Below are 22134 nucleotides of genomic sequence, written 5' to 3'. Positions count from 1 at the left end.
TAGCGATATATTCACATTAAAACTTACTTGCTTGAACGAAAGGATCATTGAACTAACCGACATAGCACCCAAAGATTTTTGGGGCGCACAGGACAGCCACCTGGAAACCATTAAGAAGTATTATCCGAAACTAAAGATAGTAGCCCGTGGTACCACGCTAAAGGCTTTTGGTGAAAAAGAGCTGCTTGATGAATTTGAAAAACGCTTTAAAAGGCTGATGCACCATTTTAGCCGCTACAACAATATAGACGACAATGTTATAGAGCGTGTTATACAGGGCGACAGTGTTACAGAACACATGAACCCCAGCGATAAGATACTGGTGCACGGCATTGGTGGAAAGCTTATAAAAGCCATGACACCAAACCAGCAGCTACTGGTAGACACCATGTTTAAAAACGATATGGTATTTGCCATAGGGCCTGCCGGTACAGGTAAAACCTACACAGGTGTGGCGCTGGCCGTAAAGGCGCTTAAAGAAAAACAGGTTAAACGCATTATACTTACACGCCCCGCGGTAGAGGCAGGGGAGAACCTTGGCTTTTTACCGGGAGACATGAAAGAGAAGCTGGACCCGTATATGCAACCGCTATATGATGCCCTGCGCGATATGCTGCCACCACAAACGCTGGAAGATTACATTTTGAAAGGTATTATACAAATAGCGCCGCTGGCATTTATGCGTGGGCGTACGCTTGATAATGCTTTTGTAATACTCGATGAGGCGCAAAACACGACACACTCCCAAATGAAGATGTTCCTTACCCGTATGGGTAAGAGTGCCAAGTTTATGATAACCGGTGACCCCGGCCAGATCGACTTGCCACGCAGTACCATGAGCGGCCTTAAAGAAGCCTTGCTGATACTTAAGGATGTAGATGGCATAGGCATTATTTATCTTGATGATAAGGATGTGGTGCGCCACCGCCTTGTGAAAAAAGTTATTGAGGCCTATAAGAGAATTGAGCACCAGGGGTAACTCCGGGTTATAAAGTTGTAAAATCAAAAGTTTATAAAGTTAATTATACCTGACAGGTTTTTAAACTTGTCAGGTGTTTTTTTAATCAAGAACTTTTAAAAACTTCTTCCCATTTCCTGATGAGAATTCTAAAGTTTGTTTTTGATTGGAATTTATAATTTTTATCTTAAAATTTTCATCATAAAAATTAATTTCAGTCTTTGACGAAGAAAAAACAGTTTTGTCTATAAGATGTTCAAACGGTAGGTATTTGAATGAATTATATGTTTCAAATGTGTACGTTATGTCTTCGAACGTTACAAAACCACAGCTATATCTTCGGGTCTGATATACATTGTTTTCGGATGAGAAAAGATATATTTTGTCGGTCTCGTAATTCTGAGCCGATATAATAAAAAAAAGTATTCCGGGTATAGCCTGCAGAAATCCTAAAATCATTATCACGGTACCAGTTGTGCCTATCGGTTTCAAGTTTGATTGTTTAGATCTACGTAGCATTGATGCCAATAAACAAAAAAGAAAATATTCGGATGAGAATATAAAGTAGTCAGAATAATCACCTTTTAATGAGAAACCTAAAAGAAATAAAATATTATGGATTATAAAAAATACTATAATCCATTTTAAATACTTTCTCAGATACCACACAGGTTTTATGTAGGATGAAACTATAATAGAAATTATCGGGAATGCTAAAAATGTAATCAGGTAAAGTATATATGTTATATCCATTAAAATTTAGTTGGTGGTTGCTAAGTCAAATATATGCAAGATTTATTAAGCTGTATTTCAAGTATGAAAATTTAATTGTATCTCGCTTTCATAATAAAAAAGCTAACATTAAATAACTTTGTTATTTTTGCATCTTCAACATAAACAACAACACTACGATGAATACCATCACAAGTACCGATTTTAATTTTCCCGGCCAAAAATCCGTATATCGCGGTAAGGTGCGCGAAGTATATGCTATAAACGATGAATTGCTGGTTATGGTGGCTACAGACAGGCTTAGTGCTTTTGATGTGGTTATGCCAAAAGGTATTCCTTATAAAGGGCAGATACTAAACCAGATCGCAACTAAATTTATGCGCCTTACAGAAGATATCGTGCCTAACTGGCTTATTGATACACCAGACCCTAACGTTGCCGTAGGCCAGCTTTGCGAGCCTTTTAAGGTAGAGATGGTTATTCGCGGATACCTTAGCGGCCACGCTGCACGCGAATATGCTGCCGGCAAACGTGTGCTTTGTGGAGTGGAACTTGTAGAAGGCCTTAAAGAGAACGATAAATTTCCGTCGCCTATTATTACGCCTACTACTAAGGCTGATAATGGCGAACACGATATGGACATAAGCCGTGAGGCTATCCTTACACAGGGTATTGTTAGCGAAGAAGATTATTTAGTACTCGAAAAATATACCCGTGCCTTATTTCAGCGTGGTACTGAGATCGCGGCTTCACGCGGACTGATACTGGTTGATACCAAATATGAATTTGGCAGGACTAAAGATGGTAAGATCGTACTTATTGACGAGATACACACGCCCGATTCTTCACGCTATTTTTATGCCGATGGTTATCAGGAGCGCCAGAATAAAGGTGAAGAGCAAAAGCAACTGAGTAAAGAGTTTGTGCGCAGGTGGCTGATCGAAAATGGTTTCCAGGGTAAAGAAGGCCAGCAGATACCTGAAATGACAGACGAATATATTGAAAGTGTTTCTGAACGTTATATCGAGCTTTATGAGAACATCATAGGTGAGAAGTTCAGTAAGGCAGATATTACTAATATCAACGAACGTATTAATACAAACGTGGTGGCTTTTTTAAATAAATAGTCGCTTTTTTAATACTATAGTAAGCCGTCTAAAAAGCAATTTTTAGACGGTTTTTTGTTTTGGATAAAAGGTATTGATTTCAATTTATGTGATTAAATAGAAGGGCTAAGATGAGGCTTGCTGGTATATTTACCACAAAGTCCGCCAAGATTTTCACTAAGACCACAAAGCTTAATGAAAATAGTAGGTATACTCCAAAGACCATAAAGCTTTGTATCCTTCCGCTAAGGCGGTTTACGTTGTGAACTTCGTGGAAATCTTGGTGGACCTTGTGGTGAAATTTTATATTGTAGAGTTATCTTATCAATGCAAAATGCCCGCGTATCACACGCCCATTTTCTAAGTTAATTACAAACCAGTAATCTGTAGCAGGCAGGCGGTAACCATTTAACGTACCATCCCATCCCGGAGCGTTGCCATAAAATGACGTTATCAGCTTACCAAAGCGGTCGTATATAATTACGTTAGCACCGGGGCGGCTTGATAAATAAGGTATGCGCCAGGTTTCGTTTTTACCATCGCCGTTAGGAGTAAAGAATTTAGGATAATCAAGTACATAAACCCTTTTCCTGTAAACCGGGCTACAACCATTAATATCTCTTATGTATATAAAATATTCGCCCGTTTCAAGGCTCGTGAACGTATTTTCTGTTTGGTAATTAATTCCATCTATAGAATATTCATACTTACCAGCACCTTGTGGCGTTATGGTAAAGCTGTTCTCTCCACCTTTAAAATCGGTAATATCCACAGTTGCGCCTGTTGCTGCTCCGGAAAGACTTACGGTAAAGGTTTTGCTGCCACTGCATCCCTGCGCATTAGTAACGGTTACAGTATATGTGCCCGGGTATCTACAGTTATCTGGCGTGTAGTTTGTATTGGTGTGGTATCCCAGGAATAGGTACTAAAGCTGCCTCCATCAAGTGTAATGTTGCTGCCTGCGCAAAGTGTAATATTTTCATTTGTAAGGCTCGTCCCAAAAGAATATACCAACAGTTGTACCGTGGCTATACCATAACAGTCGCTTCCCTGGCTTACGCGCGCATAAATGTTTTGTGCGTAAGCAGTTGTGTTTGCATATGCCTGCGAATTTGTAATGACATTGCTAAACGTTAGCGCATCGTTATATGCAGGGTAGTAGGTAACTTGTGTGCCTGCGGGAAGACTTGCAAGTATCTGGTTGTCGAACAATGTGTTAAGATTAAAACTATAAAAACCATCATCGGTACCGTCTACGTCGCACTCACCATGTGGTGCAGGATTGGTTACAATATTATTAGACGTACTAAGATTTACTGTAGCAATGGCACTGCAACCATATTGGTTTTGGATCCTGATGTAAACAGGCTGGTTTGGTGTGGTATTATAGTACGGGTTAATTACCGTAATTGCATTTGTATTGGCCTGTGCATCGGCTAATGTTGTAAAATAAGCATCGGCCTGTAGAGTAGTATCTCCATTTTTGGCAAGTTCTCCTGCTGCTGCAAGGTTATATGCCGTAAGCCCGTCTGCATCGTCATCGCATTGCAGTAGTGTATAGGTGCTAAAGGTAAGGGGTGCAGCATATTCTAACTTTACAGAACCTTTTGCAGAACAGGTCGCGGTAAATTTTACGTCAACGGTATACGTGCCTGCATCTCTGGCAACATAAACGGGGTTTGTAGCTCCGGTTATGGCTGTGTTGTCTTTGTACCACTGATAGGTTGTAGCAGTAGCGGTTGTGCCATCCATAGAAAAAGCTTCGCCGTTGCAAAGCGGATTGTTAGTAGCAAAAAGTCTGTCAGGCCCTAAGTAAGTTGAGGCGTTAAAACTACCTCCGCCTAAAAATATGGCTGAATCATAACGGTAGTTGGTTTCATCTGCAATTACCAGTTTAATGTGGTAGCTGGTGCCGGGAACTACGGTAGCTTCGGCAGTCATTACCTTTGTCTGTCCGTTAAAATTTGTAGGATGCTCTCTTCCGTTAAAAGCACCGAAATATTCTTCGTTTTGCTCTTCACATCCATTAGGTGTATTTATACGTGGGTGTACCGATGTAACCTTTACCGGAATAGTACTGCCGGGTATAACAGCCAGGTTAGTGTATGGGTTAGTAGTGCCAGCTTCCCTTAATAAGAAAGCAAAACCATCTGAATATCTGCATGGTGCATCGTCATGATATTCTTCGCTGCTAAGCATATACTTAAAACTTATATGGCTGGCAAGCGGTACAAAATCAAATTCCAGTACCGTTGCGTTTGTCGAATTATTAATATCTAGTGCCTGCTCCAGGTCAGTATCGCCATTCCAGTCCATATTATTACCATCATCAAGTAACGATGTGTTAGGCCCTACAGCCCTTACTGCACGGCCAGTGCTTAATATTACGCCATCCTGAAACGGAAAAGTACTGCCATTACCATTAAAATAACCATAGCTTTGCGACCCCGATGCAAAATTGCCCCCAGATACAGATATATTACTTACTGCTGCACACTGGTTATTAAGTAAAACATTTTGTATTAATTGCTGTGCCGTGTAGGTGTCGTCTACACGTATGTATTGTGCTGATGCTGCTGAGGTTAACAGTAGAAAAAAGAGTAACCTGAAATATGCTGTGTATGTATTCATTGCGGCTGCAAAGATACTATAAAAGGCAGCGTATTAAGGCAATCAGGGAATGTTAAAAAATTATTAACAAAGCACCTAATCTTTCAGTTCTTCACATTCAAAGCCATTATTGTTTAATAGCTTTACTATAGCCTTAATGATGCATGTTGGGCTATCTATTCGTAAAATTTTATCGCAGTCTTCAAGGTCAAAATTCCATTTTGCGATAGACAGGGCTTCATTTAGCAGGGGTTTTAACCTCAGGCTGTCCTTTTTGGTTTTTACCGAAGTTTTGAATACGTAGATCATCATGTTTCAGTTATTAAAGTCCCTTTTTACCTTCAAGCCAGTAGCCATGAGCATGTACTTTTCCCTTTGCATGGATTTTAGCTAACTTTCGTAGCGTCTGTACTGATCTTACATTTCCGGTAAGTACAAAATGCGCATCCTCCCAGTCGGCTTCCTGAAAAGCGGGTAAATTTTGGATGAGGCTTTCGCCCTTTAGTAATACACCTTTGGTAAATACAGTAACGTTTTGAAGACCCAATTTTTCGGGGATGTCTTTGTTTTCTTCATCCAGTTCAAAATAAAAACAGAACTGATGTGCATTTTGTTTTAGTAACGGAAGGAGTGAGCATGCTAAGCCTAATGAGGTTTCATCGCCAAAGATTATATATTTTTCTGCTGATGGATCGTAGTATTTATGGCCTCTTGGCTGGTTTATATTTATTGTATCTCCCGGTTGCAGGTTAGTCATAAACCGTGTGCCGGGGGCATCTCCGTGCAGGTAGTAGATAAACTCCAGTATTCCGTTTTTTACATCATAGTATGAAGGTGTGTATCGTCTTACATCGGTGTCAGATACACGAAAGTCAATATGATAGCCCGGTTGAAAATCAAAGTTTTTTAAATCGCCCTTAAAGCAAATTTTTCTGATGTTTTGAGATAATGATATATTTTCAGTAACTTCTAACAACGGCATATCCGGCGATAAAAGGCGTTCAAATACATCAAATACCCATTTAGGTGCACTTGGCATAAGCTTAAATTTTATACAGCAAAGTAAAAGCTAAGACAAGAATGACCCAATAACAATTTAAAGTATGTATTGGATTAATCGAGGTTTTTGTTTCTGAATGCTATAGCGCTCATGCCTGTATTTTTTGTAAACAGCCTCGAAAAATAAGGGTAGTCATCATAACCTAGTTCTGACGCAATTTCTTTAACCGATTTGTCTGAATAATAGAGCAATCGCTTTGCTTCCAGTATAATGCGTTGCTGTATGTGATGCGAAACAGGATTGCCGGTAGTGTTCTTAACGCATTCATTTAAATAGGGGATAGATATATTCAGCTTTTCAGCATACTCTGATGGTTTCCTTATTATTGTGAAATTATTTTCCAGCAGCGATCTAAAGGCTTTGGTAACGATTTCAAAACGGGAAAGTATTTCCATGGGTTTGGCCTGTTCTAAATATTGCGCAACTATTAAACCCAGTAGTGTGTTGCAACTGCCTTTTAGGGATGAGTGATATAACTTCTCTTCATTTCTTTCAAAAAGCTTAATAGCCAGTGTTGCTGCACTATCTATTAAAGAAAATGCTTCAGGGCCTATATATAAAGGTTTTGCAGGGGCAATATCTTCCAATAACCTCAGATATTCTGGGTTAAGGTTTTCTTTATTGATAAGGCAAAAACACACCGTAGCATTTTCAAAGGCAACAATGCGGTGCACCTGGTTAGGGTGAATGTAAGCAATGCTAAACGGGGCGATATCATACCGCTGAAAATCTATTTCGACAGCAGCAGTACCGGCTTCCATCATAAAAAACGAATGATAATTGTCACGATGCGAACGTTCTACTTCTTTATATATATTAATGCCTGCTACAGTAGCTTTGCCTACAGCAATGCCTGCACCATACATGGTATTTACCGGAATAGAGGTTGCTTTCTTGGCCATTTTGCCCCGATATAAATAATGTTACAGCGTTATTTTAATATCTGTGAGGTATGTTCTTTTGTTTTTACTTTTTCAATTATTTCGTCAATAATACCGTTTTCATCAATAACAAACGTGGTGCGGTGTATACCGTCTAACGTGCGGCCCATAAACTTTTTAGGCCCCCATACGCCAAAAGCATTTAGTACAGCATGATCTTCATCTGCAATAAGGGGGAAGGGAAGGCTGTATTTCTCGGTAAACTTAGCTTGTTTTTTCTGGCTGTCTGCACTAACACCAAGAAGTGCATAACCCTTCGCTTCAAAACGGTGGTAGTTGTCGCGCAGGTCGCATGCTTCGGCGGTACAGCCGGGGGTATCTGCCTTTGGGTAAAAGAAAACTACCAGCTTTTTATCTTTATAATCGGCTAATGTGTGGGTTTTTCCAAACTGGTCTGTGCCTGAAAAATCGGGTGCTTTATCGCCTTTTTTAAGTGTGGTCATTTAGGTGTATATTTGTTTTGCTAAATTACTTAAAATGACCAAGGCAGAAAAGGCAAAATTCGTTATAAAAACACTTGATGAAATTTATCCTACAATCCCCATTCCGTTAGATCATAAAGACCCTTATACTTTACTTATTGCCGTGTTGATGAGTGCCCAGAGTACTGATGTGCGCGTAAACCTTATTACCCCATTACTTTTTGAAAGGGCAGATAACCCTAAGATGATGGTAAAGCTGGATATAGATGAGATAAGGGAAATTATAAAACCAGTAGGTTTATCGCCGGCTAAAGCCAAAGCAATACACGGGCTGAGCCAGATTTTGCTGGATAAGCACAATGGTGAAGTGCCGGATAATTTTGAAGACCTTGAAGCGCTGCCGGGCGTGGGGCATAAAACCGCAAGTGTAGTAATGAGCCAGGCATTTGGCGTGCCGGCATTTCCGGTAGATACACACATTCACAGGCTTATGTACCGCTGGGGGTTAAGCGATGGTAAAAATGTAGTGCAGACAGAAAAAGATGCTAAAAAGTTATTTCCTAAAAATCGGTGGAATGACCTGCACTTACAAATTATATGGTATGGCAGGCAATACTGCCAGGCGCGTGGATGGCACCTGGATAAAGATATAATTACGTCAACAATAGGGCGTAAAGCTGTGCTGGAAGAATATTATAAAAAAACCTCCCGTAAATAAATTTTCAGGAGGTTTAAGGAAATTAATTAGCAATATTTTCGAATGTACCGTTCTCTGTCTTAACTATTTTAAGAGCTTTAGAATAGCTTAGCAGGAAATCTACTGTTTCTTTTTTTGGCAGCATATCTTGTTGTGTTGCTGGTATTATTTTAGAGTAAAGTTTTGCCATGAAGCGATGTTTTTGTTATGTATAAACATTACAACGCAAAACAACACCCGATATTGCCTAATTAGTCAAAATAATTTTATTTTTTTCGATTACTTTACGAAGGTTCATAAGGGCATAACGCATGCGGCCCAGTGCAGTATTGATGCTAACACCTGTAAGGTCTGCTATTTCTTTAAAGCTCAAATCCTGGTACATACGCATTTGCAGTACTTCTTTTTGGTCTTCTGGCAGCTCCATGATAAGCCTTTTCAAATCAGTTTCAACCTGTTCTGTAATAATGCGGCTCTCTACGTTAGGGCTGTTGTCTGTCATGATAGAGAAGATAGAAAACTCTTCTGTTTCACGGTGCATAGGCATCTTTTTGTTGCGACGGAAATGATCTACAATAAGGTTGTGCGAAATACGCATTACCCACGGCAGGAATTTACCCTCCTCATTATATGAGTTAGATTTCAGTGTTTTTATCACTTTTATAAAAGTATCCTGAAAGATATCATCAGAAATATCCCTGTCAGAAACTTTTGAATAGATAAAACCGTAAATTTTTGATTGGTGTCTCTTAATTAACGTAGCAAGAGCATTTTCATCTCCACCTACATAATTTTTCACCAGGACAGCGTCAGGGATTACAACATTAGCCATAGCAATACTTTTTAGCGTTTTTTGAATTTTGGTCTTAACACCGCGTTGGTCGGCACGGTTCTAAAAAGTAGTTTTCGCTTATAGGCTTTGTTAATTAAGAATTAATGATATGCCAAATATAACATAATAAAATTATAAAAAACAAGGGCTCTCAAAAATTTTAACATTATTGGCGCAATAATATTTGTTAATGCTACTTAAAGGCTGCACTTATTTAGGGCGAAAACGTTGCAATTCTGCATTTTTAGCAGATTTTTTCGCTCATACAATTTTTTCGTTCCGCTTTAGGCGAATAATAGTTTTAATAATACGCTCATTTACGGTCTCAGGTCGTTTTGCACTAAATATCCATTGAGAGCACATGCGTTGCTCCCAGGGTTTGTATTTCAAAAAATGTTTATCTACGCCTTCCTGTTTTAAGCGTTCCTCTAATTGCTGTGGTACTTTAAAGAGTTCATCATCCTTAAATAAAACAAGGTGTACATAATCGCCTTCGTCTTTTTTAATTGTTTTTCTTATAGCTGCTTTTACAGGCAAAAACAAGCATCCGCTACCCATAGGCATAAGTGTGCAACTGCTAAGTTCGTAGCTGTCTATTGTACCTTTAACGCGCATCATGCCAAAGGGCGTGCCTTTAGGCTGGTTGATATCTGTAAGGCGAATATAGGTCCAGCCGCCCTTGCCGGGCATTTTTTCTAAAAGGTATTGTTTATTGGTGAGGGGCGTTGAGTCCATGTTTCGTGATTTGAGGAAATTTACAAAAATTATTCGGTGAGTTCTATGTTTGCCATTTATACTGATATAGCTACCTTTGCAGCCGGTTTATAAATACCTTACATGAAAAAATCTACCAAAGCGCTACTTTATAACTTTTTAGGTTTTGCGCCCGTTTTTATGCTGTTTTACTACATTATAGGTGAGTTTACCAACTTAAGCGGGTGGATGGTACCACTAACAGCTTTTGTGGTAACTACTATAATTGCGCCTAAATTTCAGGCGGGTAAAATTCAGGGCGAAGAAAAAATCTTTATGCGCTGGCTGTTTATAAAAGGTGTAAAAGAAATTAAATAACTAGGCAGGGCCAAGTTTTACATAACCAGCATGCAGCGTGTCTTCGGGTTCCCCAAGTGCAGGAGTAATCTGTATGTGGTACAGCTCTTTTAAATGCTGTGGCAACAGGTCTTCCACCTTGTGCATGTCATCTACATCAAGGGCATATTTTTCGTCAATGTGCGATTCTGCGCCTTTAAAACCATACTGTTTATAAAACGCAGTTTGCTTAGCGGCCTTAATGGCTTTACCCATGGTTTTAGCCACTACCAGTATTTTATAATGATATTCTTCGAGGTCGTTAGGTAAATATCCGCCCAGGTTCAGGAAGAAAAGCTTAAGTTCCTGTGGTATGGCTTCGCTTTTCGGGACAATTTTTATAACAAAATCATCTACCTTGGTTATAGCTCGCCATGAGTCAATATGCAGTTGGCCCGCATTGGGCCAAAAATTATAAATATCCTTCTTTAACGCCTTGACATTTTTGCCGATACCAAAAAATATATCGTGTTGTTCTATCGTGCGCCCGGGAGGTGCGGCACCCAGCATAACCATATAAAGTGTAGTGTTATCAATACTCATAAAACAAAGATATAGCAGTTTTTTCCTAAATTTTTTCTAAAAATTTATTTTGGCTCATTTTTTGAAATACTTTAGCTGTCATTAATAAATAACATTAAAACCAATTAAAATTATGAAAAAGATACTTTTACTTTTTGCTGCTGTAAGTTCTCTTATGCTAACATCATGTAATAACGACGACGACTTAGGCAGTGCCCAGGATCAGGATACCGTTGCAACAGTTATAGAAACAACTTTGGATTTCAATTCAGGAAACAATTTCGCTAAGCTGGTTAACTTAGATAACACTTTTGCTTATGATATGGTGCTGGTTTACAGGCAGGGTTATGATGCTGTAGCAAACAGTAATGTTTGGGAGCTTACCCCAAGAAATTATAACTTTGATAATGGTGATGTAATAGGTTATGATTTTAACTTTACTCGCACAGACGTGCTTATTTACATGGTAAGTAATTTTGACCTTGCCCAGGCTTCAGGTACCTATACCTCAAACCAGCTTTTCAGGATCGTGGTTATTCCTGGTAGCCAAAACGGTGCAGGTAAGTTAGCTCCTAAGGCAGACTTTAAAGATTACAACGCTGTTATAAAGGCGTATGGTATTGACGAAAGCAAGATCATCAAAAAATAATTAACTGTTTTATACAGAGTAAGTCAGGGGCAGATTATCTGTCCCTGATTTTTTTTTGCTTTAAAATTAGCGTCGAATTTTTGCCTTTCTTATTTCTTAATCTCTTTAATTTGTAGCTGCTTTTTCCTGCCAAAGTATGCGTATTAAATTCTTAGATCAAAATATAGATAACAGCCAGCTTATCCTTTTCAGGATTTTGTTTGGTTTCCTGCTGGCATGGCAGGCGGTATTGCATATTGCAGAAGGCTGGGTATATCAAAATTTTATTGCGCCAAAGTTTACCTTTTCACACATTGGTATGGAGTGGCTACAGCCGCTTCCCGGCAATGGTATGTATGTATATTTTGTTGTGTTGGCGCTTCTTGGTGTGCTTATTATGGTAGGTTATCAGTACAGGTTAAGTATGATTTTATATACTCTGCTATGGGCTGGCATCTACTTTATGCAGAAAACATCTTACAACAACCATTATTACCTGCTTATACTCATCTCAGGTATTATGTGTGTACTTCCGGCTAATGCCTATGCCTCGGCAGACAGTAAGCTGCACCCGGAAATTAAGCGAAAAACAATGCCTGCATGGTGCCGGTTTGTTGTTGTACTGCAAATAGGCATTGTATACTTTTATGCTTCTGTAGCCAAGCTGTACCCGGATTGGCTAAACGGAACTTTTACAGGAGGGATACTGAAAAAAGCAGCTAAAACTTATGGTATCCATTTCTTTCGTGAAAAGTGGATGCACATTTTTATAGCTTATGCGGGTATAGCATTCGACCTGCTTATAGTGCCGGCACTGTTGTATAAAAAAACAAGGCCGTGGGCACTGGCAGCGGCAATCATTTTTCATTTATTCAATTCGTTTACCTTACACATAGGTATCTTTCCTTACCTGTCGCTGGCCATGCTGGTGTTTTTCTTTCCGGCTGAAAAAATTACAAAGTGGTTTTTCCCGAAGAAAAACGTAACGGTAACCAAAGCTGAAAGCACAGTTGTAAGCCGAAAATGGCTATGGATTTTTGTACCCTATTTTGTTTTCCAGGTGTTTATGCCATTGCGCCACCACATTATTAAAGGCGATGTTATGTGGACGGAAGAGGGGCACAGGCTAAGCTGGCGCATGATGTTGCGCAAGCGCAGGGGATATGCACAATTTAAAGTTTTTGATAAGAAAACCCAGAAATCGTGGGTATATGACCTGGATGATGTTTTAACACCGGCACAACGCAGGGGCATCGCTACTAAGCCTGATATGTTGTGGCAAATGGCACAATATATACACACTGAATATGCAGAAAAAGGTGTGGATGTGGCAGTGTACATAACAGCTAAAACATCTATAAATAAAGCCATTCCGCATTTGCTTATCGATCCTAAAATCGATATGGCGGCTGCCGAATGGAACTACTTTTCGCACAACGACTGGATTTTACTCTATAAATAGGGGGTTGAAATTTTGTTAAGAAAATCTAAAATTTTGTTTGTTTGTGATTTGTTTTCTTTCTAATATTGCACCGTAATTTAGAACTGGTATAAATAAAAATAACTACCTGATAAATATCACCAACTATGAAAATAAAATTACTTAGTGCAATATTGCTGTCTTCAATAGGCATAGCTTCTGCTCAAACCGTTGTTACAATAGGTACCGGAACATCTTCGGGTACTTCATCTCCTATAGCTACTTTTTACAACTCATCGGCTACCGAAAGTATATATACTTCAGATGAGGTAGGCCTGCGTGGCACCATTACTAATCTTGCCTTTAATAAAGCTTCAGGAAGCAGTTCTGTAGAGCCATTTGTACAGATTTATCTTAAAAGCACCTCTCAAAGTGCTTTAAGCGAACGTTATACCATTGGAGGTGGCTTTGCAGATTATGTGCTTGTGTATGAGGGAGATTTGCCAAATAATGATACAGCCGGCTGGATGGAACTTGCCTTGCAAAACTCTTATAACTTTACGGGGCAGAACCTTTCATTATTGGTTATAGGCAGTACTTGTATAGAACAGGGTAGGCCACAATTTCGCTTTACCACAACATCCGGAAATAAAATGTGTGCCGGATATACTGATGGTAGGATAGGATGTGATGGCGATAATCCGTGGACACAAGATGCTACAATGGCAGCTATTTGGGAAAGACCAAATATAAAGCTGACTTTTGGTACGCTTGCTAACGAAACCTTTTCTAAAAATAACGGTATTGTTGTATTCCCTTCTATAGGAAATATCAAAATAACCTCGGCTACAGCTAATCTAAATGTAGTAGAAGTCTATGACCTGCAGGGCAGGCAGCTTTTTGTGTCGAAGAATATAAGCGCTAATGAATTTAATATTGCAACACTTCCTCAAACCGGTAGTGTATTGCTTATAAAAGTAACAGACAACGAAGGCAGGCTAACTTCTAAAAAGATTGTTTACTAAGATGCGCTTGCTTCAAAAAATAACCCTTATTACTCTTTTTACTGCTTTACCTATGGCGGTACAGGCACAGGAGTGGCATACCTCTTTTAATGAGGCCAGGACTGTTGCAGGCAACGAATCTAAAAACATGATTCTTGTATTTTCAGGATCAGACTGGTGTGCACCGTGCATAAAGCTTGAAAAAGTAATATGGGAATCGGCAGAGTTTAAAGAAGAGTCTAAAAACAACTGGGTACTTGTGCGTGCTGATTTCCCAAAGAAAAAGGCTAATGCACTGCCAAAAGAACAGCAGGATCAAAACGCAGCTTTGTATGAAAAATACAATAAAGAAGGTGCGTTTCCGCTGGTTGTAATTTTAGATAAATCAGGTAAAGTATTAGGGAAAACTGCTTATAAAAACATTAGCCCGAAAGATTATATAGCCCTGTTGCATACCTTAGAACAAAAGTAACATGAAAGGCCTTTTAACCTTTATACTTACCATTGTGGCGATAGCCGCGCAGTGTCAAACCGTGCGCCAGCGTACGCTGATGCTTATGGGCAGCCGCTTTGATATTACAATAGTGGCAAACGAGGCTGCTGAGGCAGAGGCATATATTGATACGGCAGTTGCGGAGATAACCCGTATAGAAAACCTTATTTCTGAATGGCGCCCTCAAACACAGGTATCTGAGGTAAACCGCAACGCGGGCATTGCCCCGGTAAAAGTAGATAAAGAGCTTTTTGAGCTTACCGAAAGGGCACTGTACTTTTCTAAGATAACCGATGGTGCTTTTGACATCAGCTTTGCGGCGATGGATAAGATATGGAAATTTGATGGTAGCATGACCGAAATGCCAAGCCCTGAGACGGTAAAAAAATCGGTACAGAATGTAGGGTATAAGGATATTATTCTTGACAAACAGCACAGTACCATATTCCTGAAACGGGTGGGTATGAAAATAGGTTTTGGCTCTATAGGTAAAGGCTACGCGGCAGATAAAACCCGCGATTTCCTGATAGCAAAAGGCGTAAAGGCAGGTATTGTAAATGCCTCTGGCGATATGAATACCTGGGGTACACAACCCGATGGTAAACCCTGGATGGTGGGCATAACTAATCCGCTGAATAAGAATAAAGTATTTGCAGCATTTCCATTGCGCGAAAGTGCGGTGGTAACCAGCGGCAGTTATGAAAAATATGTAATGTTAAACGGTAAGCGCTACACCCATATTATAAACCCGGTTACGGGCTACCCGGTTACGGGTTTGTGCAGTGTAACGGTAATGGGTCCAAGTGCCGAGATGGCAAATGGCTTTAGTACGGCCATTATGGTGCTGGGTAAAGATGTAGGACTAAACCTTATAAGCCAGTTCCCCGCGCTAAGCTGTGTAATTGTTACCGATGGAGGTAAGATATTTACCTCAAAAAATATTGATATTAAAAAGTACAGGCAAAAATAAAGAGATGATAAAAAAATTACTTTGCTTCATTATACTGTGTACGGCTATAGCCTCATGCTCTTCAGTAAAAGACTACGAAAAGCAGCAGGTAAACGACCCTGATATGGCGCTAACTGCAAAACCAACAGAACGCTATGAAACTAATTTCCAGGTGTACCGTGAGGGGGCATCTGGCGCTAACGGCGGTAAAACAGGAGGGGGCTGCGGCTGTAACTAACAGGTATGAAACAATACTATCTTTTATTTATCATGCTCTATGCATGCGGAGGCTTTGCGCAGGAAACAGATACCACAACGGTGTTTAAAAAGCGCGTACTCGAAACTACCGAGGTAGACCTGTTAGGCAGTTACTACAAGCAGCAGGGTATACATTCTGCTGTGGGTGGCGGTACAGGTACTGAGGAAATTACCGATACGGCAGGCGATATCATTATTGCCGTGCCTTTAAATGATGACGATGTGCTTACGTTTGACATGGGCTTTTCGGCCTATACATCGGCGTCATCGGGTAATATTAATCCTTTTTTTACCGATGGTACCTATACAAATACGAACAATACCGGTGCAAGCCGTCATGCAGCACCGCTAAAACGCGATGACGACGATGATTACGGTACTGCCACTCCGGCTCCTTATGGCAGCCCTTGGATAGCCAGTAGTGGCGCCTCAAGGCATGATGTGCTTACCTCAATATCGGCTAATTATAGCCATAGCTCAGACGACCGTAACCTGATATGGACGGCAAATGCTTCGGGCTCTACAGAATACGATTATCATTCGGTAGGGGTGGGTGCAGGCATTGCCCGTCTTTTTAATGATAAGAATAGTGAGGTAGGCGTAAAAGTCACCGCTTACTTTGATAAATGGAAACCCATTTACCCAACAGAATTGCATGAATATGGTACATATGGTATGAACTTCCTGAACAAAGGCTACTTTGAGGGCGTTACTATTTATGACCAGATGGGCGAGGAGAGCCGCAATTACCTGCCATCTGCTTTTACAGAATGGACTAATAAAAAACGTAATTCTTATGCCATATCATTTACGGGTTCGCAAATTATCAACAAGCGTTTACAGGTATCTGTTTTTGCAGACCTGTTATATCAGGAGGGTTTGTTATCTACACCATACCATCGTATTTATTTTGCTGATAAGGCAAATTATTACATAGGTCAGGCGCGCTACATTCCGGTATACAACCTACAGGACAACAAAGGAATATTTCGCCTTGCAGATGATGTAGAAAGATTGCCCGGTACACGTTTTAAACTGCCATTAGGCCTTCGTTTTAATTACTATGTAAACGACTGGCTTATCCTGCGCACTTACTACAGGTATTATGTAGATAACTGGGGTTTACAGGGGCATACTGCAAGTATAGAGTTGCCTGTAAAACTGGGGCAGCGCTTTACGGTTTATCCTATGTACCGTTTCTATACACAAAAAGCCACACGTTATTTTGCCCCGCATGATGCGCATTATTCATTTGAACGCTATTACACATCAGATTATGACCTCTCATCTTTTGATAGCCATCAATACGGAGCCGGTGCAGGATATACCGATATTTTTCAGCAGTTTAAAATATTCGCATTTGGGATTAAAAACATCGATTTTAGATACAATCATTATGAGCGCAGCGATTCGCTTACTGCCGATATCTTTACCCTTGGTTTTAAATTTGTACACTAAACACCCTTAATACTATACCATGAAAAAACAATTACTCATCCTTTTTACAGCTATTATAGCCATTGTGGCAGTAATATCATGTAATAACGACGACAATAGTGCCGGTGCAAACCCTATTATAGGTACCTGGAAACTTGTAGAACAATATACTAATAGCAACCCGGTTTCGCTAAACAGTTGCGAGATGGAAGAAACCTACATTTTCGGGCCTGAACAGTTTACACACGAACTTTATGAAAATGGTGGTAAACCGGGCAGGGCAGATATAAGTGCCCTTCGCGGAGATGATGATGACGATGATGATCATAGTAGCAGCGACGACGATGACGATGAGCACAGCAGCGATGATGATGAAAGTGACGATAACGGTACCACACCTACAGATGATAATTCTGATGATGACAGTGACGACGATTCAGGAAACGGAAATGGTGGCTCTGGCAATTGTGTAAACAGCGACAGGAATATAGGTTACTGGACAGCCCGTAACAATGTATATACATTTACTGTTGGTGCTACAAATGATGTAAAAACCATAACCTTTACTGATGCTAATAATCGTTTTTATATAGAGACAACTACTACAGTAGGAACTACAACAGTAACCAGGCGTTATGTTTACCAAAAACAATAATCATTTATCATAAAAAAGAGGGGTAGCTTCTGTTACCCTTTTTTTACGGTCAAAAAATCTATTTAGAATAAGTTTAAATAAATATAAAATGAATAGTTTTCTCCCAATACTAAAAAAAATAACTTTAATGCTGTTGGTTACCACTGGTGTTTGTTATGCACAAACACCGCCAACATGTGCTGTGAGCATACCTTATACAGAATGTTTTAACGCTTCAACAATCAATAGTTGCTGGTCTCAGGCAATAATAAGTTCTACAACGGCTAATGGTACTATTACCGCTGTATCTTCCGGCAGTAATCCGACAGCCTCTCCTTATGAAGGGGGATATATGCTACGCTTTGGTTCGTATGATGCGCGTGCCAATGTACAAACACGCATTATGTCGTCAGCTTTTAACACTACAGATATTGCCAGCGTAGACGTAGAGTATTATTGGTATCTTAGCAGTGCAGGTACTCAGGCTGATAAAGTACAGTTACAATATTCATTAAACGGCACTACCTGGGTAAATGCAGGAGCTGAGGTAACCCGATACGCCGCTACATTGGCATGGGTTAAAAAATCGGTAACCTTACCAACAGCTGCGGCTAACCAGCCTAAAGTTTATATAGCATTCTTATTTACGTCAGCTTATGGCTTTAACTGTTATCTGGACAATGTATCTGTAAAAAGAAGCGCTACCTGTCTTGCCGGCACTATGGCTGCCACACAAAACATTACATCATCTTCCGCAACCATTAACTGGACAGCCCCATCATCGGCGCCGGCTTTAGGATATGAGTATTATTTAAGTACTTCAGCCACTGCACCGGTAGCAGCTACACCTGTTACAGGCAGTACATCTGTCGGGATTACAACATCTGCATTAAGCAATCTTGCGGCTAATACCCCTTATTATGCATGGGTACGTTCGGTTTGTTCAGCAAATGATAAAAGCGAATGGACCGCGACAGCAGCTACTTTTACAACCGCTTGTGGAGCAATTAATGCACCTTATACACAAAACTTTGATGCTGTTACTACTATACCGGGCTGTACACTTGTACAGGATGTTAATGCTGATGGTAAGACCTGGGCTATTCAAACGTCATCAAGTTACGCTAATAGCGGCAGTAATTCTTTACGATATCCCTATGGTTCTAGTACAGCTAATGACTGGTGGTTTACTCCGGGTATTAATCTTATTGCTGGTAATACATACAAAATTACATTTGCCTATAGGGCATATGGCTCAAGTTATCCTGAAGCACTAGAGGTTAGAACGGGTACTTCGCAAAGTGCAACAGCAATGTCCGGGAGCGCATTGTTTAGTAATAATGCAATCACAAACAGTACTTTTCAAACCGCTACAGTAACATATACTGCAACAGCAACTGGTGTGCAATATTTTGGTTGGCATGCTACATCTGCAACAAGTGGCTTTTATTTATATATTGATGATGTAGCTATTACCAGCCTCCCTAATTGCAGCACGATAACTTTTCCTGCAGCAGTAACCGCACAAGTATCAAAAAGCACGATATGTACCGAAGAGAACCTGAATTTTAGTCTGTTGGAGGCAATACCCGAGACCACCGGGATAACATATCAATGGAAATCTTCAGCAGACGGAATTACTTATATTAATGCAGGTAATGCCACTTCATCATCTTTATCAACATTAACAGCAAGTGAAAATAAAAGATGGTTTAAGTGTGATGTTTTATGTAACGGTACTGTAGTGCTTACCTCTGCACCGGTGGAAATTGGTATTAATGTAAGTGTAATTTCCGTAATACCGGGTAATCGTTGCGGATTAGGAACTGTAGAGTTGGCAGCAACTACTCAGGCAGGTAATACAGTAAAATGGTATACATCTGCAGATAGCAACACGGCACTGGGAACAGGCCTTACTTTTACAACACCACAGGTAGCGCATACAACAACATATTATGCTGCGGCATCGGGTTTGCAAAGTAATAGTACTGCAGGGCCGGTTACTCCGCAAAATGTATCAACAGCCTATGGTACATTTAATAATGGTTATGCTACTATCTTTAATGTTTCACAAGCTACATCATTGCAATCAGTTACTATATATCCGGCAGATCAGCAGGATAATAATGTAATTATTCTGAAGAACTCTTCAGGAGTGGTTTTAAAAGAATACACATTTTCAATATCTGCGGCACCTGTCTCTACAACCACAACTATTGCCGCGCCGTTTATTGTGAATTTAGGATGGGATATACCGGCAGGTACCGGATATCAGCTTGAATGGAAATATGTTTCATTTAACGGTGCAAACATGGTAATCAGGAATAATAGTGGAGGCAGTGCATTCTATAACAGGAATTATAATGGAATTACCTTTACAGGAAATACAGGAGGTACATCTAATGCAGATTACTGGTTTTACTTTTACGACTGGAAATTTACGACAGGCTGTGGCGAATCGGCTATAAGGGTACCGGTTACTGCAACGGTAAACTATGAGTGGACGGGCGCACAGGACACCAACTGGAACAACCCGGCTAACTGGTGCGGTGGTGCTTTGCCTACGGCAGTAGATGCCATAACGGTATCTCAAACATCACTTAAACCTGTAGTTAATGCTGGTACTGTTGCTTATGCAAATACGCTTAACGTGGGCAGTGGTGCATCAGTTAATGTGGCAACAGGCGGAACACTTCGCCTTACTAATACGCTTACTATAGCAGACAACGCCACCGTAACTGTAGAAGATAATGGTGCTTTTGTGCAGGTGAATGATGTGGCTAACCAGGGCAAAATTACGCTACGCAAAAAAGCAAATCCGTTATACAGGCTGGACTATACACTATGGTCGTCTCCTGTGGCGGGGCAAAACATATTGGGCTTTAGTCCGCAAACTTTAGCAAACCGTTTTTACGAATATAAATATGCCAATAACGGTACTTCATGGATAGAAGGGTACTGGGCAGTAGATGCAGCGAATTCGAGTTTTGAAACAGGTAAAGGATATCTTGTACGCATGCCAAATACAGTACAAGATACACCTGGTTACGAAACAGGAGCCTCTTATGCTTTTACAGGTACCTTTACAGGTACACCTCATAATGGTAGTGTAAACATACAGCTGTCTATGGATAATAATCGCTTTACTGCTGTGGGTAACCCATATCCGTCGCCGGTTAGTGTGTCCGATTTTTTTACCGCAAACCTAAGTAAGCTTGCTACAGATACCGGTATTTACTTATGGAGAAAACGCAACAGCTCAAGCTCATCGTCATATGCTACGCTTACCCGTGCCGGTCTTGTTGTTAATCCGTCAGGTAACGCTGGCAGCGACCAGCAAATTTTTTATAGCGGTATTGAAAACAACTGGATGATAGCACCAGGGCAGGGCTTTATCGTAAAAACAGCTACTAGAGCTGTTACAGCACCTGTGCTAACTTTTACAAATAGTATGCGACGCAATGCGCAGGGCAGTAATCAGGGCTTTTTTAGGCAGGGGGAAAGTAACGCCTCAAAAGTGTGGCTTAACGTTACAGGAGTACAGGGCGATGCAGCGCAAACTGCTATTGCTTACCTTGATAATACAACTAATGGTATTGACTATGGTTATGATGGTAAATTGCTTACAGATGCCGCTACTGTTTCGCTATACTCTGTAGTTGTAGATACTAAGCTTGCCATACAGGCAAGGCCTGCGTTTAATATAGCTGATGTTGTAAACCTGGGCTTTAGTGCGCCTAATGCAGGGCAGTATACTATTAGCATAGACCATACTGAAGGTGTATTTGCTACTGGGCAAAAAGTATATCTGAAAGATAATGCGGAGGGTATTATCCGCAGCCTTGATGCGCGTAACTATACGTTTACTACAGAGGCAGGAACTTTTGACACCCGTTTTGAACTGATGTACCAGACTAATGCACTTGGAACTGATATAGTAGATACTGATGCCAATAATGTAGTAGTTTATAAAAACGGCAACACGTTATTTGTTGATGGAGGATATGTACTGCTTATTAGCGTAACACTTTATGACATGCAGGGCAGGGAGGTATACCGACTTAACGATGTAGACAATACGAAAGCTGAAATTAATAACCTTGCGGTACAACAGCAGGTACTTGCGGTTGTAATAGATACCGAAAAGGGCAGGGTGACCCGAAAAATCATCTTTTAATCAACTAAACCATTGTGTGTGTTAATTCCCGGTTGCGCTTGTCGTGGCCGGGAATTATTTTTTAGTGTTGTGTAGATGGTTGAAAAGTAGTGTTTTATAATGTTTTTTGTCAATCTATAGCGAATATATACGCTTGATGCTTGATTACTTCGTAACTTGTAAACC

23 protein-coding genes are annotated in these 22134 nt (G+C 40.2%); 13 read left to right on the top strand and 10 right to left on the bottom strand.

What is annotated here, in order from left to right; translation table 11 throughout:
• The first annotated feature begins 31 nt into the window (after nucleotides 1–31).
• Nucleotides 32–979 carry a PhoH family protein gene (locus tag DYH63_RS11155; protein WP_116788881.1) on the top strand — a complete coding sequence of 316 codons (948 nt, stop codon included), beginning with the start codon at nucleotides 32–34 and terminating at the stop codon, nucleotides 977–979.
• A gap of 890 nt (nucleotides 980–1869) precedes the next feature.
• Nucleotides 1870–2817 carry a phosphoribosylaminoimidazolesuccinocarboxamide synthase gene (locus DYH63_RS11145; protein WP_116788879.1) on the top strand — a complete coding sequence of 316 codons (948 nt, stop codon included), beginning with the start codon at nucleotides 1870–1872 and terminating at the stop codon, nucleotides 2815–2817.
• A 295-nt stretch (nucleotides 2818–3112) separates the two neighbouring features.
• Here DYH63_RS11145 and DYH63_RS11140 read toward each other — a convergent pair whose 3' ends face one another.
• The 6 genes from DYH63_RS11140 to bcp form a co-directional block, all read right to left on the bottom strand.
• The gene (locus DYH63_RS11140; protein WP_162926999.1) at nucleotides 3113–3568 is read right to left on the bottom strand and encodes a T9SS type B sorting domain-containing protein; all 456 of its coding nucleotides are present in this window, start codon (nucleotides 3566–3568) and stop codon (nucleotides 3113–3115) included.
• A 77-nt stretch (nucleotides 3569–3645) separates the two neighbouring features.
• The gene (locus DYH63_RS11135; protein ID WP_116788877.1) at nucleotides 3646–5427 is read right to left on the bottom strand and encodes a choice-of-anchor L domain-containing protein; all 1782 of its coding nucleotides are present in this window, start codon (nucleotides 5425–5427) and stop codon (nucleotides 3646–3648) included.
• A gap of 75 nt (nucleotides 5428–5502) precedes the next feature.
• Entirely contained in the window at nucleotides 5503–5718 is a 216-nt protein-coding gene (locus DYH63_RS11130; protein ID WP_369692776.1) for a hypothetical protein, read from the bottom strand.
• A 10-nt stretch (nucleotides 5719–5728) separates the two neighbouring features.
• A complete protein-coding gene (locus tag DYH63_RS11125; protein WP_116788875.1) occupies nucleotides 5729–6445 on the bottom strand; it encodes a siderophore-interacting protein in 717 nt (238 codons plus the stop codon).
• Between the two features lie 74 nt (nucleotides 6446–6519).
• Nucleotides 6520–7368, bottom strand: coding sequence for a helix-turn-helix domain-containing protein (locus DYH63_RS11120; RefSeq protein ID WP_116788874.1), 849 nt, complete (start codon nucleotides 7366–7368; stop codon nucleotides 6520–6522).
• Nucleotides 7369–7397: 29 nt separating this feature from the next.
• Complete coding sequence (gene bcp, locus DYH63_RS11115; RefSeq protein ID WP_116788873.1) at nucleotides 7398–7850, bottom strand: thioredoxin-dependent thiol peroxidase; 453 nt, start codon at nucleotides 7848–7850, stop codon at nucleotides 7398–7400.
• 34 nt (nucleotides 7851–7884) lie between these two features.
• Here bcp and nth point away from each other — a divergent pair, with 34 nt between their 5' ends.
• Nucleotides 7885–8547: an endonuclease III gene (gene nth, locus DYH63_RS11110; RefSeq protein WP_116788872.1), complete on the top strand. Its 663-nt coding sequence runs from the start codon at nucleotides 7885–7887 to the stop codon at nucleotides 8545–8547.
• A 22-nt stretch (nucleotides 8548–8569) separates the two neighbouring features.
• Here nth and DYH63_RS21305 read toward each other — a convergent pair whose 3' ends face one another.
• The 3 genes from DYH63_RS21305 to DYH63_RS11100 all read right to left on the bottom strand — a co-directional run bounded on the left by DYH63_RS21305 (nucleotide 8570) and on the right by DYH63_RS11100 (nucleotide 10093).
• Nucleotides 8570–8716, bottom strand: a complete 147-nt coding sequence (locus DYH63_RS21305; protein WP_162926998.1) for a hypothetical protein — start codon at nucleotides 8714–8716, stop codon at nucleotides 8570–8572.
• Nucleotides 8717–8773: 57 nt separating this feature from the next.
• Nucleotides 8774–9358 (bottom strand): RNA polymerase sigma factor, encoded by a 585-nt coding sequence (locus tag DYH63_RS11105; protein WP_116788871.1) that lies wholly within the window; start codon nucleotides 9356–9358, stop codon nucleotides 8774–8776.
• A 261-nt stretch (nucleotides 9359–9619) separates the two neighbouring features.
• Nucleotides 9620–10093 carry a DUF1905 domain-containing protein gene (locus DYH63_RS11100; RefSeq protein WP_116788870.1) on the bottom strand — a complete coding sequence of 158 codons (474 nt, stop codon included), beginning with the start codon at nucleotides 10091–10093 and terminating at the stop codon, nucleotides 9620–9622.
• A gap of 102 nt (nucleotides 10094–10195) precedes the next feature.
• Here DYH63_RS11100 and DYH63_RS11095 point away from each other — a divergent pair, with 102 nt between their 5' ends.
• On the top strand, nucleotides 10196–10429 hold the full coding sequence (locus tag DYH63_RS11095; protein ID WP_116788869.1) for a hypothetical protein: 234 nt from the start codon (nucleotides 10196–10198) through the stop codon (nucleotides 10427–10429).
• Here DYH63_RS11095 and DYH63_RS11090 read toward each other — a convergent pair whose 3' ends face one another.
• Nucleotides 10430–10990, bottom strand: a complete 561-nt coding sequence (locus DYH63_RS11090; RefSeq protein ID WP_240408975.1) for a DUF1543 domain-containing protein — start codon at nucleotides 10988–10990, stop codon at nucleotides 10430–10432. It lies immediately after the preceding gene.
• A 112-nt stretch (nucleotides 10991–11102) separates the two neighbouring features.
• Between DYH63_RS11090 and DYH63_RS11085 the strand changes: the two genes are divergently transcribed.
• From DYH63_RS11085 to DYH63_RS11050, 9 genes are all read left to right on the top strand, one after another.
• The gene (locus DYH63_RS11085) at nucleotides 11103–11618 is read left to right on the top strand and encodes a hypothetical protein (protein ID WP_116788868.1); all 516 of its coding nucleotides are present in this window, start codon (nucleotides 11103–11105) and stop codon (nucleotides 11616–11618) included.
• A gap of 136 nt (nucleotides 11619–11754) precedes the next feature.
• Entirely contained in the window at nucleotides 11755–13059 is a 1305-nt protein-coding gene (locus DYH63_RS11080) for an HTTM domain-containing protein (RefSeq protein WP_116788867.1), read from the top strand.
• Nucleotides 13060–13184: 125 nt separating this feature from the next.
• Nucleotides 13185–14042 (top strand): DUF8694 domain-containing protein, encoded by an 858-nt coding sequence (locus DYH63_RS11075; RefSeq protein WP_116788866.1) that lies wholly within the window; start codon nucleotides 13185–13187, stop codon nucleotides 14040–14042.
• 1 nt (nucleotide 14043) lies between these two features.
• Complete coding sequence (locus tag DYH63_RS11070; RefSeq protein ID WP_162926997.1) at nucleotides 14044–14493, top strand: thioredoxin family protein; 450 nt, start codon at nucleotides 14044–14046, stop codon at nucleotides 14491–14493.
• 1 nt (nucleotide 14494) lies between these two features.
• Nucleotides 14495–15484: an FAD:protein FMN transferase gene (locus tag DYH63_RS11065; protein WP_116788865.1), complete on the top strand. Its 990-nt coding sequence runs from the start codon at nucleotides 14495–14497 to the stop codon at nucleotides 15482–15484.
• Between the two features lie 4 nt (nucleotides 15485–15488).
• A complete protein-coding gene (locus DYH63_RS11060; RefSeq protein WP_116790810.1) occupies nucleotides 15489–15701 on the top strand; it encodes a DUF4266 domain-containing protein in 213 nt (70 codons plus the stop codon).
• Nucleotides 15702–15706: 5 nt separating this feature from the next.
• Nucleotides 15707–17179 (top strand): DUF3570 domain-containing protein, encoded by a 1473-nt coding sequence (locus tag DYH63_RS11055; protein ID WP_116788864.1) that lies wholly within the window; start codon nucleotides 15707–15709, stop codon nucleotides 17177–17179.
• Nucleotides 17180–17198: 19 nt separating this feature from the next.
• Entirely contained in the window at nucleotides 17199–17813 is a 615-nt protein-coding gene (locus tag DYH63_RS21300) for a hypothetical protein (RefSeq protein WP_162926996.1), read from the top strand.
• Nucleotides 17814–17901: 88 nt separating this feature from the next.
• Complete coding sequence (locus DYH63_RS11050) at nucleotides 17902–21969, top strand: RemA C-terminal-like gliding motility protein (RefSeq protein ID WP_162926995.1); 4068 nt, start codon at nucleotides 17902–17904, stop codon at nucleotides 21967–21969.
• The last annotated feature ends 165 nt before the right edge of the window (nucleotides 21970–22134 follow it).

The organism is Flavobacterium psychrotrophum, from assembly GCF_003403075.1.
In the GTDB taxonomy this organism is placed as follows: Bacteria; Bacteroidota; Bacteroidia; order Flavobacteriales; family Flavobacteriaceae; genus Flavobacterium; species Flavobacterium psychrotrophum.
Note: the sequence above shows the minus strand (reverse complement) of the source record. Positions and strands in the feature narration are given on the sequence as shown.